The sequence below is a fragment of the Bacillus cereus group sp. BcHK124 genome, assembly GCF_027712065.1.
In the GTDB taxonomy this organism is placed as follows: Bacteria; Bacillota; Bacilli; order Bacillales; family Bacillaceae_G; genus Bacillus_A; species Bacillus_A pacificus.
Genome location: NZ_JAQFPJ010000019.1, coordinates 39,184 through 54,252, shown reverse-complemented (window position 1 = coordinate 54,252; position 15,069 = coordinate 39,184). Strand labels below are relative to the sequence as shown.

Sequence of the window (15,069 nt, the reverse complement as noted above, 5' to 3'; positions counted from 1 at the left end):
AAACTTTATTAATTTTTGTGTTTCTTTGATAATTCAAAATCTTACACCTTGGATGATGAAGTGTCAACTGAATGGAATATAGTTTAAATTTTCAGTTTTCTCTAGCGAAAAACCACTGCATATGGCAGTGGTTTTTCTACTAGAAGTTAAAGTTATCTGGATCTGGACCAACGCGACGGTCTTCATTTAAAGCTTGAATTGCTTTCATATCATCAGCACTTAATTCAAAGTCGAAGATGTTTGCATTTTCAATAATGCGATGTTCTTTAATAGATTTAGGGATTGTTACAACTTCGTTTTGTAGATCCCAGCGTAAAATAATTTGCGCAGTTGATTTATTATATTTTGTCGCAATTTCTTGCAACGTTGGATTATCTAATAGTTGTCCTTGCATTAATGGTGACCAAGCTTCAAGCTGGATATTATGTTCTTTACAGAAAGCGTGCAACTCTTCTTGTGCTAGACGTGGGTGGTATTCCACTTGATTGACCATTGGCTTAATTTCAGCAATTTCAAATACGTCTTGTAAGTGGTGAATATGGAAATTACTCACGCCAATTGCACGAACACGGCCGTCTTTATAAAGTTTTTCTAACGCTTTCCATGATTCAGTATATTTCCCTTTTACAGGCCAATGTACTAAATATAAATCTAAATACTCTAGTCCTAATTTTTCTAATGTAGTTTCAAATGCTTGAAGTGTTGTTTCATATCCTTGATCGCTATTCCATACTTTTGATGTAATAAATAATTCTTCACGTGAAACACCTGATTCACGGATTGCTTGGCCAACGCCTTCTTCATTTTGATAAATTGCTGCAGTATCGATACTGCGGTAGCCATTTTTAATTGCTGCTTTCACAGACTCAATTACTTCTGAACCATCTTCTACTTTAAAAACACCTAAGCCGAACCAAGGCATTTTTACACCGTTATGTAATGTTGTATAGTCTTTTAAACTTGTTAAACTCATATTATTTCCCCCTAGCTTTTTTGTTTGTTGCTTCTACTGCTTTTTGAATTGCCTCTGAAAAATTATATTCATATAAAGCTTTGAGACCTTCAGCTGTGGAACCACCTGGTGTTGTTACTTGTTCGCGGAGGTTAGCTGGATCTTGCGTTTGTTCGAGCATAGAGGCAGAGCCAGAAATCATTTGAATGACAAGGTGTTTGGCAGTCGCTTCATCAACTCCATAACTTTTTGTTGCTTCAATTAAGCTTTCAGCAAAGTAATAAAGGAAGGCTGGTGCACTTCCCGTAACTGCAGTAAGCTGATGAACTTCTTCCTCAGTGCAAAGTTGCGAAGTACCAATACCTCTTAAAAGCAGTTGCAAGGTTTCCTGATGCATCTCGGTTACCGATTGTCCCATTGTATATAAGGAGATAGACTTTCCGATTTCAGCAGCTGTATTTGGCATAATCCAAGCAACAGGTGTTCCTTTAGGAAGTCTTTCTTCTAAATAAGATGGGCCAATGCCAGCAGCTACCGTTACGACAAGTTGATTCGATAGTAACGGAGATAATTCCGCTAATAAACCTTCATGTGCAGAAGGCGGCATTGCTAAAACAATCGTATCAACAGATGTAACATGCTGCTTCCAATCTGTTGTAGTAGACACATTATATCGCGCTTGTAATTGTTCCAGTTTTTCTACGTTGCTTCGGTTAGAAACGATAATTTCTTCGATGTATTCTTTGCTTGTTTTCAGTAATCCGGAAAATATAGCTTCTGCCATACGACCAGCACCAATAAATAGAATTCGATGTTTAGTTAGCATATCCTCTATTCCTTTCTAGTGGAGATATGTTATAAAAAACGATACCATTTTTAAGAGAATTTTGTAAAAAGAAAAGGCTTATTGTAGATGGAATAGATAATGAAAAGTAGGAAATTAATGGTGAAAGGGAGAGTGATTCCTTATACTGGTGATAGGGAATTTATTACACATCTGGGGAGAGATGATTATGATTAGAAGTCCGCTCTTTTTACTCATTACTAGTATTATTTGTGTATTGGTTGGATTGTATATTCAATCGAGCTATATTGAAATCTTTGCATCGGTCATGGGAATTATCAATGTTTGGCTATTAGCAAGAGAAAAAGTATCCAACTTTTTATTCGGTATGATTACTGTTGCGGTATTTCTATATATTTTTATTACACAAGGTTTATATGCAATGGCAGTATTGGCAGCCTTTCAATTTATATTTAATGTATATGGTTGGTATCATTGGATTGCACGTAGTGGGGAGGAAGAGGTAAAAGCAACAGTTCGTTTAGATTTGAAAGGTTGGATTTTCTATATAGTCTTTATTTTAGCTGCATGGATTGGTTGGGGTTATTATCAAGTCCATTACTTAGAATCAACAAGTCCATATTTAGATGCTTTAAATGCTGTATTAGGCTTAGTAGCTCAATTTATGCTAAGTCGAAAAATCTTAGAAAACTGGCATTTATGGATTTTATATAATGTAGTTAGTATTTCAATTTATATTTCCGCCGGGTTATACGTTATGCTAATATTAGCTGTTATTAATCTCTTTATATGTATAGCTGGTTTACTAGAGTGGAAGAGCAACTATAAAAGACAAGGGCATGTCAATAATTATATTTAGAAAGTAATTGAAAGAGAAAAACCCCTGAAGCACATACGCTTCAGGGGTTTACTAATAGGTTATAAGTTTATGCTTTTGTCATACCTAACAATACAGCGCCACCGATAATTAAAACACTACCAAGTGCAATAAAGATCAATTGACGTTTTGTTTTCTTTTCACCTAAGAAGACAATCGCACCGAATGTTGAGATAACGATTCCAGTTTGAGATAATGGGAAGCTTGTTGCTACTCCGACACGTGGTAGTGAAAGAAGTAAGAATAAGTTTCCAGTTCCCCATAGTAAACCAGATAAAGCATTACGGATTGCATATTTGTTAAATGGTTTATGTTTAGATGTCAGTACAACTGCACCAACAAACATACCAACTGCTTGTGGTAAAATAGCAGACCAACCATCGATGTTATACCAACGAATAATAATTACATATACAAGATAGCCAAAAGTAGAAACAATTAAAGTAAGAAGTCCTTTTTTCAATTGTCCTGGTGGCTGAGCATTTTCTTTATCATCTAATGATGTGAATACAACACCAACTACGATTAATAGGATTGCAATCGTTCCCAGAATGATCGTTGTAGTAGTAGTCCACTCGCGGAAAGCGATAACCCCAAAGATAGAAGTTGCAACAAGTTGCATACCAGTAGAAATCGTTACAGTAGTTGAAACACCTAGTTTTTCAACTGTTTTTAATTGGTTTACTTGTCCTAAAGCCCAGAATAAACCTGAAATAAAACCAACAATCAAGATTGTCATTGTTAAAGCTGGTTGAGTAAATACATACATAATTGTTGCGAAGAATAGAGCACCGATTGTCATACCTACCGTTTGGCTATATGCACCACCGCCCATTTTTACGCTTACTAATAAGATGTTTCCCCATGCAATTGCAGGAAGAAGCGCTAATAAAATGTCCATTACAAGACTCCCTTCGTTTTGCTATACCAATATAATTACATATCGTTCTAACGATCGGTAATGCCCCACTACTAGAGTAGAAGATTACCGATCGCTAAAACAGGATGAAGAATTCACAATATAAATGCGTTTTCATTTCTTCATTTTTTCAAACACCTCCATATAATAACAGGAAATTGCCTATTTTAGAAAGTAAATTCAAATAGAATGTATATTTAAATAAAAGGTAAAATTCAGTTATTTCCCAGTGGTATATTTTTATTTCCTAAGAAATAAAAAAGCAGCTTCAAAAAGAGCTGCCTTAAGAGTTAGTAATTCTTTTATTAATAAGCTGAATACATAGCAAAAATAGGAGGGACATACTAATAGTGATAACGACAAGTGTCCAGGCGAGCTGCATATTACTTGCATCAATCGCCATATAAATTGCAGTTGGGATAGTCTGTGTTTTACCAGGAATATTTCCGGCAAACATGAGTGTAGCACCAAACTCACCAAGCGCACGAACGAAGCTCAAAATCATTCCGCTTAGTAAAGCAGGAAATGCGAGCGGAAGTGTGACGTGTAGAAAAACTTGATATTCACTTGCACCAAGATCACGAGCGCTTTCTTCAATTTGTACATTCGCGATAGAAAATCCTGTTTTTGCTGATTGATACATAAGCGGAAATGCAACAACTGTAGAAGCAATGATCGCAGCAGTAGATGTGAACATAATAGATTGCTGAAATATTGATTCTATCCACATTCCAATGGGGCTGTTATTTCCAAAAATAATAATGAGAAAAAAGCCGATTACAGTTGGCGGAAGTACCATTGGTAATAAGAAAATCGTTTCTAGTATTACTTTATATCTCCATGAGGAACGTGCTAGCGCTCTTCCGATTATCGTTCCTAAAATGGTAACGATAATGGTGGCACATGTGGCTACTCGTAAAGATAGAAAGATTGGTGATAAAATAGTATCAAAGCTCATGGCAATTATGATAGGACGGTAAATCCATATTTCTTAAAGATAGATTGTGCATCTTTTGACTGCAAATACTCATAAAATGAAGTCGCCTCTTTCTTATGCTTAGATTCTTTTATAACACCTAAAGGATAGTGAATTGGCTCATGAGAAGTAGCAGCTGCTGTCTCGCCAATCTTCACTTTTTCTGAAATAAGAGCATCTGTTTTGTATACAATACCAGCATCGACATTCCCTGTTTCTACATATGTTAACACTTGGCGAACATCTTTTGTAAATACGACTTTATTTTGAACATCATTCCAAAGGTTTTCGTGCGTTAGAGAAGCTTTTGCATATTTGCCAGCAGGTACAGATTCAGGTGTACCAAGTGCAATTTTTTTGATTTTCTCATCTTTTAAATCTTGAAATTTTGTAAGAGAACTATCTTTAGGGATGACTAGAACTAGTTCATTTCCAAGAAGATTTTTCCCTTCCTTTTCATTAATGAATCCTTTTTTAACAAGAGTTTGGAATTTATCTTCTGCTGCTGAGAAGAATAAATCAGCGGGTGCGCCCTGTTCGATTTGTTGTTGAAGTGCACCAGAAGCACCGAAATTAAAAGAAAGTTTAATATTAGGTTCTTTTTCTTTATATTTTGTTTCAATTTCTTTTAATGCATCTTGTAAGCTTGCAGCTGCCGATATAGTAAGTTCAACTGTTTTTCCTTCTTTAGCAGTTGATTTCTCTTTCTTATCTCCGTTTGTACATGCAACGCTAAATATAAGAAGAAAAGAAAATATAAGCGCCCCTATGGATCGTAATGTAAACTTGTTCATAAGAAAATCCCCTTTCATTTTGACATATTCAATTATAACTAATTATAACTAAATATAACTAGTTATAATTTGAAAGATGTAGTTGCTCTTAAAATATAGGAGAAATATTCTTTTCTTTGTTACAATGAAGGAAGAAAGTGAGGAATCGTCTATGGATCATCATTCCTACACAACGGAAGAAGTAGCGAAGCGATTAAAAGTATCAAAATTAACTGTATACGATCTAATTAAAAAAGGAGAACTTCCTTCTTATAGAATTGGTAGACAGATGCGCATTGATGCAGCAGATTTAGAACAATATATTAAGCAAATGAAAACAGGTAACGTACAAGTTACTCCTGTAAAGAATAACAGTAATAGTATCTCGAATACATGTATTATTAGCGGACAAGAACTAACGTTAGACATGTTGGCAAAACGTATAGAAAATCGCCTGCCAAGTTCAAATATATTAAGGGCATATCAAGGTAGTTTAACGAGTCTAGTAAAAATGTATCAAGGAGAAGGAAGTATCGTTAGCTTGCATTTGTTTGATGGCGAAACGGGTACATATAATGTTCCTTACGTAAAACGTATTTTAGTAGGACAACCATGTACGATGATTAATTTATTAGCAAGGAACGTTGGGTTTTATGTGCAAAAGGGAAATCCAAAAAATATAAAAACATGGGCTGATTTATCTCAATCATCTATACGATTTGTAAATCGAGAAAAAGGTTCTGGTATTAGGGTGTTAGTCGATGAACAATTGCGCATTCAAAAGTTAAATAAAGAACGTATTAGTGGATATGAGTGGGAAGAATCGAACCATCTTGGTGTTGCCACGCAAGTGGCGAATGGAAAAGCTGACGTCGGAGTAGGGTCAGAAAAGTTTTCGCAAATTGTAAATGTAGACTTTATTCCAATCATGAAAGAACAGTATGATTTAGTGATTTTGAAGAATAAAGAAAATGAAGAGCTGATCGAAGTTGTGAAAGACATTCTGCAATCGGAAGAATTTCATAATGAATTAAAGGCGATTGGCGGATATGATATGACGAAAACAGGTCAAATTATATATGAAATAAAGTGAAACTTTAATCAGTGGGGGTCTTACTGCCCATTAAAGCGGGACAAACTAAAAAGCTGCTTGTCTATAAGACGAGCAGCTTTTTCTCTATATAAAGGGGTTTGGGGAAACAAAGTGTTAAACAAGACTTTGAGCAAGTGAGTAAATGAAAGCTGTAAGAAGAGTCGCTCCACTTGCAAGTCCGAAAAAGTCTGATTTGTTGAAAGTAATGTTGTTCATTATAATCTCTCCTTATTTGTTTAATGTAGTTGCAACAGCTTTTGCATCGACAAGTGCGGATAGCACCATGCCCATTGTATTTAAAAATTTGTTTGATTTCATTTTGTTCATCATGCGTATCCGCTCCTTTTCGAATTGTTGTTGCCCTGCTTTATGTCTTAATTATAGGAAATATGATCGTCTGCAACTATCGAATTAGCTTACGGAAGACTTACACTTTTGTAAGAAAAAAAGACATTCGTGTAAGAATGTCTTTTAAAGCATATTAATGTGGTGGTGCTCTTCAATTGTTTTTAAAAAGCTACGCATTGAATTCGTCATATAGCTATCCTTGCGGCGTATGAAAACCGTTGAAATACTGCCGTATTTTTCAGGGATTGCATGACAATGTACTTTCCCTGCTTTAGAAAGATGGTGGACAGCAGACTGTGGTACGAGCGTAATTCCAAGGCCGAGTGCAACACTGTTTAATATTGTCTCTAATATATTAAATTCCATAATTCTTTTTGGTAGCAAACCTTCGTCTTTCAGCCATCGTTCTAGTTTGGAACGGTATCCACAACCTTGGTTAAAAACGAGTAGAGGCGTTGTTGTAAATTCTTCTATATGAAAAGCTTTATTTTGTGTTACAAGCATTAATTTTTCTGTACTAACATCGTATTGATCAATAAGTGGGTGTTTTATTGGTCCTGATATAAAAGCGCCATCTAATTGATGATCGAGTACTTCTCTAATTAATTCTTCTGTTAAACCTGCTTGTAATGACAAATCGACGTTCGGATAGCTTTTATAGTAAGAAGATAAAATGGTAGGTAATGTACTTACTGTTTCGACAGTACCGATTTTTAATATGCCAGAGGGTGTTTCGCTATCTAAAAATACTTGTTTTAGCTCATCAACATCTTGCAAAATTTTATTAACATAAACGAGCATTTTTCTTCCTTCAGCTGTTAAAGTCATGCCTCGTTTATGACGATAGAAGAGCGGTGTTTTCAGCTCGTTTTCTAACTGTTTAATACGTGCAGTTACATTTGATTGTACGTAATTTAATTCCTTTGCTGCGCTACTTACACTACCTTGGTCGGCAACGCTCTGGAAGATTTGCAAGTCTCTTAATTCCATGATACTGTCCTCCTTGATGTTAACTATCATTATAAATGATAGTTAACATCATTTTGAATCATTTTACGTGATATATTTTTTCTTTTACAATTCTCTTTGTGCAAATAGAAAGAAGCGGGGGATTGTGGTGAGAAAAGGTCAAATGATAATAGGTGCTTTCGCGTGTTTAATTGCAAGTATGTCATGGGGAGCAATGTTTCCAGTTGCTGATCATGCGTTAGAATACATAGATCCGTTTTATTTTTCTCTTATTCGCTATGGAGCGGTGGCGATAATGCTGATTGTATTGTTGTTAATGAAAGAAGGGAAACAGGCATTTCGTTTAGAAGGAAGAGGAAGGCTACTCGTCTTTTTCGGAACGATGGCGTTTACTGTATATAATGTACTTATATTTTTAGGTCAAATGTTAATGGGGAAATCAGGCGTGATGGTAGCCTCCATTATGGAAGCACTTATGCCGATGATTTCTATTTGTATTCTATGGGGATATAAGCGTGTAAAACCGAAAAAGTATATGATAACGAGCATGATTATCGCTTTTATAGGAGCTGTATTTGTTATTACAAAAGGTGATATGAGTTTCTTTTTAACGTTGAAAGATAACATGTTTTCGCTAGCATGTATATTTGTTGGAGTTGTGGGTTGGGTTATTTATACGATGGGTGGTCAAACGTGTAGCGATTGGTCGACATTACGTTACTCTACGTTGACGTGTGTATTCGGTACGACCGTTACAGGAATTATAACGGTACTTATTACGTCGCTTGGATATGTTTCAGTTCCGAGTATGGGAACGATTTCTGTTGTGAAATATGATTTATTGTTTATGATGACATTACCAGGAATTGTAGCACTACTCGCTTGGAATTACGGTGTGAAAATTTTATCATCTATTAATGGTATTTTATTTATTAACTTTGTACCTATTACGACTTTAGTTATTATGATGATGCAAGGATATCAAATCACGATGTTTGATATTGTAGGGACTTTATTTGTTATTGCAGCGCTTATTCGCAATAATGTTTGTCAGAGAAAAGAAGAAAATATAAATAAGAAGATGTTACAAGAAGAGCAATTACGTCAAGCTGTTTAATAGGCAATTGGAGGATTTCATATGTTAGAAAGTTTATTGTTTTTCTTCGCCGTTGGAGTTGCTTGTGAGCTTGCAGCAATTAATCGAAATGGTCGTAAAAAGATAAAACAACAAGCTGAAATGATACAGCTTTTAAAAGAGTTAAAAGAAAAAAACATTTAAAAAGACGACCGGGCATAGACGGTCGTCTTCTTCTATATAAAGGGGAAAGGGGACACAAAGTTATACAAGCGTAGCAGCGCAAATCAAAGTAGTAAGAAGAATCGAGCCGCTAGCTAATCCTAGAAAATCTAATTTGTTAAAAGTAATGTTGTTCATCATGTATTCTCCTTACTTGTTTAATGTAGAAGCAACAGCTTTTGCATCGATAAAAGCGGAAAATACCATGCCCATTGTATGTAAAAGATTGTTCGTTTTCATTTTGTTCATCATATTGATCCGCTCCTTTTCGAATGGTTGTTGTTTCTTTCTGATTTAATTGTATGAAAAATGGTGGAGAGTAACTATCGAATTAGCTTACAAGATAATTACACTTTTGTAAGAATTGAAATTTAATATTTAAACCTTAAAATTATTACTAACTCCTAAAACTTAGTGTTATAATCATGGTAAGGAAATGATTATACTTCGGATGTTCAGAAAGGAACGAAACAAATGTATAAACCAATTACATTTTTGTTGAAATATATATTTAAAACAGCTGGGAAAGTAGAAGTGCAAGGAAGAGAAAAGCTACCAGAAGGTGGCCCGTATGTTGTTGCGTGTACACATACAAGTTTTATGGATGTATTAATGTTAGCTACAGGGATGTACCCAACAGAGATTCATTACATGGCCAAAAAAGAATTATTTGAAGGGAAATTCAAAAATTGGTTCTTTAAAAATGTAAATGCATTCCCTGTAGATCGTGCAAATCCAGGACCGAGTACACTTAAAATTCCATCACGCTTATTAAAAGAAGGAAAAGTGGTAGGGATTTTCCCGAGTGGAACGAGATCGACAGAAGACGTTTCGTTAAAAGCTGGTGCTGTGACAATTGCGATGCGTTCTAACGTTCCATTAATACCGGCAGCTTATATTGGTCCATCAAGTGTAAAAGAATTAATAAAAGGAAAAAGAGCACAATTAATTTTTGGAGACCCAATTCAAATTGATGCTGAAGAACAAATAGATCGAAAAACAGCTATGAAAATGATGACAGATCAATTAAATGAGAGGTTTGAGGAGCTAAAGGAAGCTTTGCAATCAAATCAAAAGTAAGAAAAGACGACCGGGCATAGACGGTCGTCTTCTTCTATATAAAGGGGAAAGGGGACACAAAGTTATACAAGCGTAGCAGCGTAAATCAAAGTAGTAAGAAGAATCGAGCCGCTAGCTAATCCTAAAAAATCTAATTTGTTAAAAGTAATGTTGTTCATCGTATATTCTCCTTACTTGTTTAATGTAGAAGCAACAGCTTTTGCATCGATAAGAGCGGAAAATACCATGCCCATTGTATTTAAAAGATTGTTCGTTTTCATCTTGTTCATCATATTGATCCGCTCCTTTTCGAATAATGGTTGCCCTGTTTCTGACTTAATTGTATGAAATATCGCAAGAAGTAACTATCGAATTAGCTTACAGGAAAATTACACTTTTGTAAGAAAAACGAATGAAGGTGTAATGATGAGAAGGTTTGACATATGTTCATGGAATTTATTAATTTAAAAGTAGAGGTGAGTGTATGGCTAATATTAAAGATATCGCCAAGATGGCTGGGGTTTCAGTTACAACTGTTTCGAGGGTGCTAAATGATCATCCATACGTAAGTGAAGAAAAAAGGAGAGTTGTTTTAGAAATAGTTGAGAAATTGAATTACTCACAAAACGCAAATGCTGTTCATTTATCAAAAGGAAAGACGAATATTGTTGGTGTAATTCTCCCTTACATTAATCACCCGAGCTTCGATGCAATGGTAGGGGGAATGATGGAGGGAGCGTTAACTCATAACTACAGGGTGCTACTTTGCCAAACAAACTATAATAAAAAAGAAGAAATGAAAAGTTTACATATGTTAAAAACGAAACAATTGGATGGCCTTATTATTTGTTCGCGTGCAAATGATTGGGAAATGATAGAACCGTATGCTTCGTACGGCACAATCATTGCTTGTGAAGACAATGATATTTCAAATATCTCAAGTGTATATACAAATCATTCGGCAGCTTTCCAGCTAGGAATGAATCACCTTATTGAAAAAGGTTATAAAAAAATTGGTTATTGCACGGGGAGAAAGCTAGGACCGAGTAGTCAAAAGCGTTTTGATGTGTATAAGCGTCAATTGCAATCTATAGATGAAGAAGTGAATGAAGAATGGATTTTCACAGAATGTTTTACGTTAGAAGATGGTGTGAGAGTGGCTCATAAATTAAAGAAGATGCAGCATCTTCCTGAAGCATTAATAGTAGCAGGAGATGAAGTTGCGATTGGGGTTATGACGGAAGTTGGGAAATTGGGTATTCAAGTTCCTGAGAATTTAGCGATTATTGGTTTGGATAACCAACCTATTTCGCAAGTGTTACAACTTACAACCATTGATCAAAATTTGAAGGGAATAGGAAAAGCGGCTTTTGAAATGTTTTATCGGCAAATAAGTGACGAGAGTTCTAAACAAGAAAAGGTGGAAATTCCATATGAACTTGTGGAGCGATCTACAGTGTAGTTTTAATCCGTTATGTGTATAAGTGCATAACGGATTATTTTTTTGAAATACCTTTGACAGGAAACGCGTTTCATACTTTATAAAGGGGTTAAACCGGTTTGTAACAATCCATGGATTCTTTTCAAGAATAGTATTTGGAGGGAAATGCATGAATGAACTTTTATTAAGTATAAAAAAGTTTTTAGGGAAAGACGAAAATGTTTTAGTCTTTGTGGTGGGGGTTTTTGAGAAGGAACATTTCACGTTATGTTATCAACATGGGATTTTTGTTGCGACTACTAGACGTCTCCTGTTTTACGGGAAATTTCCTTACTATCCTTCAACATTTAAAGAGTACTCATATTTGCATATAGATAGCATAGTTTTTCGCCCGTATTTCGAATTTATTTGTAATCATGAAACCATCCGAGCTAAGTATATTCAGAGGGGGAATGTGGAGCAATTTGTCCGTATAGTTAGAGCGAATGTGAATAATTAATCACCCCTCTGTTTAAACATAATATCCTGGTCTTTATGAGGAAAAATGCTGAATAAAAACAACTTCTAAACCTCTAGGAGATAGTGATACAATGTCAAATGGGGGGAGGGTATGAACTATGGTTAATCAACGTATAAAGGAAATAACACTAATTACAATTGGTTCATTATTATTCGCAATTGGTATTAATTACTTTGCAATTCCAAACCGTCTATCAGAGGGTGGAATTATTGGTTTAACGGTTGTTACGTACTATTTATTTGATTGGTCGCCGGGGATTGTGAATTTTGCTATAAATGCAATTTTACTAGCTGTTGGTTATAAATTTTTTGATAAGAAAACGATGGTTTATACAATTTTAGGGATTGTAGAAACATCTTTGTTTTTATATGTTACGGAACATATTGAGTACCGTGTAAATAGTGATACTTTATTAGCGGCACTATTTGCTGGTGTATTTGTCGGTATCGGATTAGGCTGTATGTTCAAAGCTGGAGGTACATCAGGGGGATCGGCAATTTTAGCACGGTTAGCAAATCAATATTTAGGTTGGAGTGTCGGAAAAGGTGTACTTATTATTGATATCGTTGTAATTGCTGGTTCTGTATTTATAATAGGGCAAGAAAAAGCGATGTACACACTTGTTGCAGTATTCATCGGAGCGAAAGTAATTGATTTCATTGTAGAAGGAATGGACACAAAAACGGCTGTTACAATTATTTCAAATCAACCAGAGTTAATACGTGAGGCTATTACGAAAAACATGACACGCGGCGTTACTGTATTAGAAGGGCGCGGCGGATATACTGGTAAAAATAAAGAAGTTTTATATGTTGTTATTAATAAACAAGAGCTTGTTAAGTTAAAGCAAGTTATCGGCCGAGTAGATGACGATGCTTTCGTCGTTATCCATGATGTACGTGATGTACTTGGCGGAGGCTTTAAAGCGAGCTAAAAGGTGAACGAGTAAATTCGTTCACCTTTTTTTAATTCTTACAAAAATGTAAGTGTAATGTAATGAGATTCAATAGTAGATTGTATTCCTTCTTTTTAAAATGGATGTATATATATCCTGCAGAGGAGGAATGTTTATTATGAAGAAAAAAATGATCACTACTATAATAGCGATGATAGTCATAGTAATAATGTTACTACCTACGAAACTTGGACCGGTTATCGATAAATATAATCCATTTTATAAGACGAAAGAATACTATACGGTTGTGAATACAATTGGTCAGCATATTGGTGATGAGTGGTATGAATATGAATTTATTGCATTTGACGAACGTGGAAGAGAACAAAAAATAAAGAAGACTGTTAAGCATATGTTAAAGAGAGATGAAACATTAAAAGTGTACGCAAAAGGACGCTACGGCGAGTCAATTGAAGAAATTGAAGCTGTAAATATTCCTATTAATGCAAAGAGTAAACTTTTAGCGATGAGATAGCGAATTATACCCCCACCTATTTTTTGTCGAAAATAAAAATACTAGGTATGGGTATTTTGATGTGTGCAAAAAAAGCCTTGGTCCATATGGACTAAGGCTTTTTTAATATATAAAGGGGAAGGGGGTACATTGTAGTAGCATGAGTGAAAGGTATAAGAAGAGTAGCTACTAGCAATGTAATTTGGTTATGTGAGTGTTCTTCTTATTTGGCTTACTTGCTAACTTTATTGTACGAGATGTCAGTAAGAGAAACTATCGAATTACATTACACATAGCTTACAAACATGTAAGTCTTCTGTAATGTAATTCGATGGTTAAAAGATAGTGAATTTTATATAGTGTAATTAGAAAGTCTCACTGTATTACTTTCTGTTTGTAATATGAATGAAGAATGAAAAACCAACTACTTTTTAATAGCCTCATCTGTATGGAGATGAGGCCCTTTTTATAAACCTTACAACATTGTAAGGTTTACGTAAGTTAATTCGATAGTAAATTTGTCATATTTTTTGCATAATAGATACAAATAGATAAAAATAATTAGGGATATAGTAAGAAGGGAGAAGAATGGGATGCGTAAAGAAGAAGTAGTGAAGTTTCCAATTAAAGATTTCTGTAGCTACTTTACTGTTGCCGTAGTATGTATTGGATTATTTGATATCATAACAAACTTAATTGTTAAATAATATAGATGACAAAACAAGAAGGGAGATCCTTTCTTGTTTTTTTTATGGGGGAATAAAGGTGAAGTGGATTGATAGTCATATACATGTTGACCAATATAAGGATGAAGAGAAAAGTAAATTACTTAAAGATGTGGAGCATAGTAAAGAGATAAAGGGGCTTATTGCAGTATCTATGAATTATCAATCAAGTAAAGAAACTGTATCCTTAGCAAAGCGATATCCTTTTGTACATCCAGCAATAGGTTTTCATCCGGAGCAACCGATTCATAAAGAAGAATGTGAGAAAATTTATAAATTAATTGAAGAGCATGTAGAGGATATAGTTGCGATTGGTGAAGTTGGCTTACCGTATTATTTAAGAAAAGAAGATGAGCGCATTGCTGTCAATTCGTATATATCAGTGTTACAACGGTTTGTTGAACTAGCTAGTAAATATGATTTACCAATTATATTGCATGCAGTGTATGAAGATGCTGATATTGTATGTGATTTATTGGAGAAATATAAAGTTTCGCGTGCACACTTTCACTGGTTTAAAGGAAGTGAAACAACAATGAAACGTATGATGAGGAACGGTTATTATATTTCTATTACACCAGATGTTTTGCATAAGGAGAAGATTAGAAAAATTGTTTCGTATTATCCTCTTGAATATATGATGGTAGAAACAGATGGACCGTGGGAGTTTCAAGACGATGTTATGACGCATCCGGGAATGATTAGAGAGGTACTAAAGGAAATTAGTGTTATAAAAAACATGTCTGTTGATAAGGTTATGAAAACGATATATGAAAATACGATTCAATTTTACCCCCACATTAACGGGCAATAAGACTCCCACCTCAAAATTCGACTAATGCGGAGGAGTTAGGTGGGAGATCAACTGCCCGTAAAAGCCTGATTGGTTCAACTAATAACCAGTGG

19 protein-coding genes are annotated in these 15,069 nt (G+C 34.9%); 10 read left to right on the top strand and 9 right to left on the bottom strand.

Annotated features, from left to right (window positions below):
- Positions 1 to 139: 139 nt before the first annotated feature.
- Positions 140 to 973: an aldo/keto reductase gene (locus tag PDK19_RS21720; RefSeq protein ID WP_000060176.1), complete on the bottom strand. Its 834-nt coding sequence runs from the start codon at positions 971 to 973 to the stop codon at positions 140 to 142.
- 1 nt (position 974) lies between these two features.
- Complete coding sequence (gene proC / locus PDK19_RS21715) at positions 975 to 1,778, bottom strand: pyrroline-5-carboxylate reductase (protein ID WP_000956269.1); 804 nt, start codon at positions 1,776 to 1,778, stop codon at positions 975 to 977.
- 187 nt (positions 1,779 to 1,965) lie between these two features.
- Between proC and pnuC the strand changes: the two genes are divergently transcribed.
- On the top strand, positions 1,966 to 2,616 hold the full coding sequence (pnuC, locus tag PDK19_RS21710) for a nicotinamide riboside transporter PnuC (protein WP_000621364.1): 651 nt from the start codon (positions 1,966 to 1,968) through the stop codon (positions 2,614 to 2,616).
- A gap of 67 nt (positions 2,617 to 2,683) precedes the next feature.
- Here pnuC and PDK19_RS21705 read toward each other — a convergent pair whose 3' ends face one another.
- From PDK19_RS21705 to modA, 3 genes are all read right to left on the bottom strand, one after another.
- The gene (locus PDK19_RS21705) at positions 2,684 to 3,535 is read right to left on the bottom strand and encodes a GRP family sugar transporter (RefSeq protein WP_000353544.1); all 852 of its coding nucleotides are present in this window, start codon (positions 3,533 to 3,535) and stop codon (positions 2,684 to 2,686) included.
- A gap of 301 nt (positions 3,536 to 3,836) precedes the next feature.
- The gene (gene modB / locus PDK19_RS21700; RefSeq protein ID WP_000007159.1) at positions 3,837 to 4,511 is read right to left on the bottom strand and encodes a molybdate ABC transporter permease subunit; all 675 of its coding nucleotides are present in this window, start codon (positions 4,509 to 4,511) and stop codon (positions 3,837 to 3,839) included.
- Between the two features lie 5 nt (positions 4,512 to 4,516).
- Entirely contained in the window at positions 4,517 to 5,323 is an 807-nt protein-coding gene (modA, locus tag PDK19_RS21695) for a molybdate ABC transporter substrate-binding protein (protein WP_001032225.1), read from the bottom strand.
- A 124-nt stretch (positions 5,324 to 5,447) separates the two neighbouring features.
- Here modA and PDK19_RS21690 point away from each other — a divergent pair, with 124 nt between their 5' ends.
- On the top strand, positions 5,448 to 6,395 hold the full coding sequence (locus tag PDK19_RS21690) for a helix-turn-helix transcriptional regulator (RefSeq protein WP_000657102.1): 948 nt from the start codon (positions 5,448 to 5,450) through the stop codon (positions 6,393 to 6,395).
- Between the two features lie 114 nt (positions 6,396 to 6,509).
- On the opposite strand, the gene PDK19_RS21685 is transcribed toward PDK19_RS21690, so the two are convergent.
- Positions 6,510 to 6,611, bottom strand: coding sequence for a DUF3948 family protein (locus tag PDK19_RS21685; RefSeq protein WP_001060012.1), 102 nt, complete (start codon positions 6,609 to 6,611; stop codon positions 6,510 to 6,512).
- 255 nt (positions 6,612 to 6,866) lie between these two features.
- Positions 6,867 to 7,733 (bottom strand): LysR family transcriptional regulator, encoded by an 867-nt coding sequence (locus PDK19_RS21680; protein ID WP_000423053.1) that lies wholly within the window; start codon positions 7,731 to 7,733, stop codon positions 6,867 to 6,869.
- 127 nt (positions 7,734 to 7,860) lie between these two features.
- Between PDK19_RS21680 and PDK19_RS21675 the strand changes: the two genes are divergently transcribed.
- Together PDK19_RS21675 and PDK19_RS21670 are read left to right on the top strand one after the other, a co-directional pair.
- Positions 7,861 to 8,829, top strand: coding sequence for a DMT family transporter (locus PDK19_RS21675; RefSeq protein WP_001225432.1), 969 nt, complete (start codon positions 7,861 to 7,863; stop codon positions 8,827 to 8,829).
- 21 nt (positions 8,830 to 8,850) lie between these two features.
- The gene (locus PDK19_RS21670; protein ID WP_000894067.1) at positions 8,851 to 8,991 is read left to right on the top strand and encodes a YrzO family protein; all 141 of its coding nucleotides are present in this window, start codon (positions 8,851 to 8,853) and stop codon (positions 8,989 to 8,991) included.
- A 60-nt stretch (positions 8,992 to 9,051) separates the two neighbouring features.
- On the opposite strand, the gene PDK19_RS21665 is transcribed toward PDK19_RS21670, so the two are convergent.
- Positions 9,052 to 9,147, bottom strand: a complete 96-nt coding sequence (locus PDK19_RS21665) for a DUF3948 family protein (protein ID WP_001060003.1) — start codon at positions 9,145 to 9,147, stop codon at positions 9,052 to 9,054.
- 336 nt (positions 9,148 to 9,483) lie between these two features.
- Between PDK19_RS21665 and PDK19_RS21660 the strand changes: the two genes are divergently transcribed.
- Entirely contained in the window at positions 9,484 to 10,089 is a 606-nt protein-coding gene (locus PDK19_RS21660; protein WP_000277773.1) for a lysophospholipid acyltransferase family protein, read from the top strand.
- Between the two features lie 62 nt (positions 10,090 to 10,151).
- On the opposite strand, the gene PDK19_RS21655 is transcribed toward PDK19_RS21660, so the two are convergent.
- Positions 10,152 to 10,247 carry a DUF3948 family protein gene (locus tag PDK19_RS21655; RefSeq protein WP_001060004.1) on the bottom strand — a complete coding sequence of 32 codons (96 nt, stop codon included), beginning with the start codon at positions 10,245 to 10,247 and terminating at the stop codon, positions 10,152 to 10,154.
- A 305-nt stretch (positions 10,248 to 10,552) separates the two neighbouring features.
- Between PDK19_RS21655 and PDK19_RS21650 the strand changes: the two genes are divergently transcribed.
- From PDK19_RS21650 to PDK19_RS21630, 5 genes are all read left to right on the top strand, one after another.
- Positions 10,553 to 11,530, top strand: coding sequence for a LacI family DNA-binding transcriptional regulator (locus PDK19_RS21650; RefSeq protein WP_001273929.1), 978 nt, complete (start codon positions 10,553 to 10,555; stop codon positions 11,528 to 11,530).
- A gap of 148 nt (positions 11,531 to 11,678) precedes the next feature.
- Positions 11,679 to 12,008, top strand: a complete 330-nt coding sequence (locus tag PDK19_RS21645; RefSeq protein WP_014893368.1) for a PH domain-containing protein — start codon at positions 11,679 to 11,681, stop codon at positions 12,006 to 12,008.
- A 118-nt stretch (positions 12,009 to 12,126) separates the two neighbouring features.
- Entirely contained in the window at positions 12,127 to 12,963 is an 837-nt protein-coding gene (locus PDK19_RS21640; RefSeq protein WP_014893367.1) for a YitT family protein, read from the top strand.
- A gap of 139 nt (positions 12,964 to 13,102) precedes the next feature.
- Positions 13,103 to 13,459, top strand: coding sequence for a YxeA family protein (locus PDK19_RS21635; protein ID WP_000728419.1), 357 nt, complete (start codon positions 13,103 to 13,105; stop codon positions 13,457 to 13,459).
- 744 nt (positions 13,460 to 14,203) lie between these two features.
- Positions 14,204 to 14,977, top strand: a complete 774-nt coding sequence (locus tag PDK19_RS21630) for a TatD family hydrolase (protein ID WP_000871073.1) — start codon at positions 14,204 to 14,206, stop codon at positions 14,975 to 14,977.
- Positions 14,978 to 15,069 lie beyond the last annotated feature (92 nt).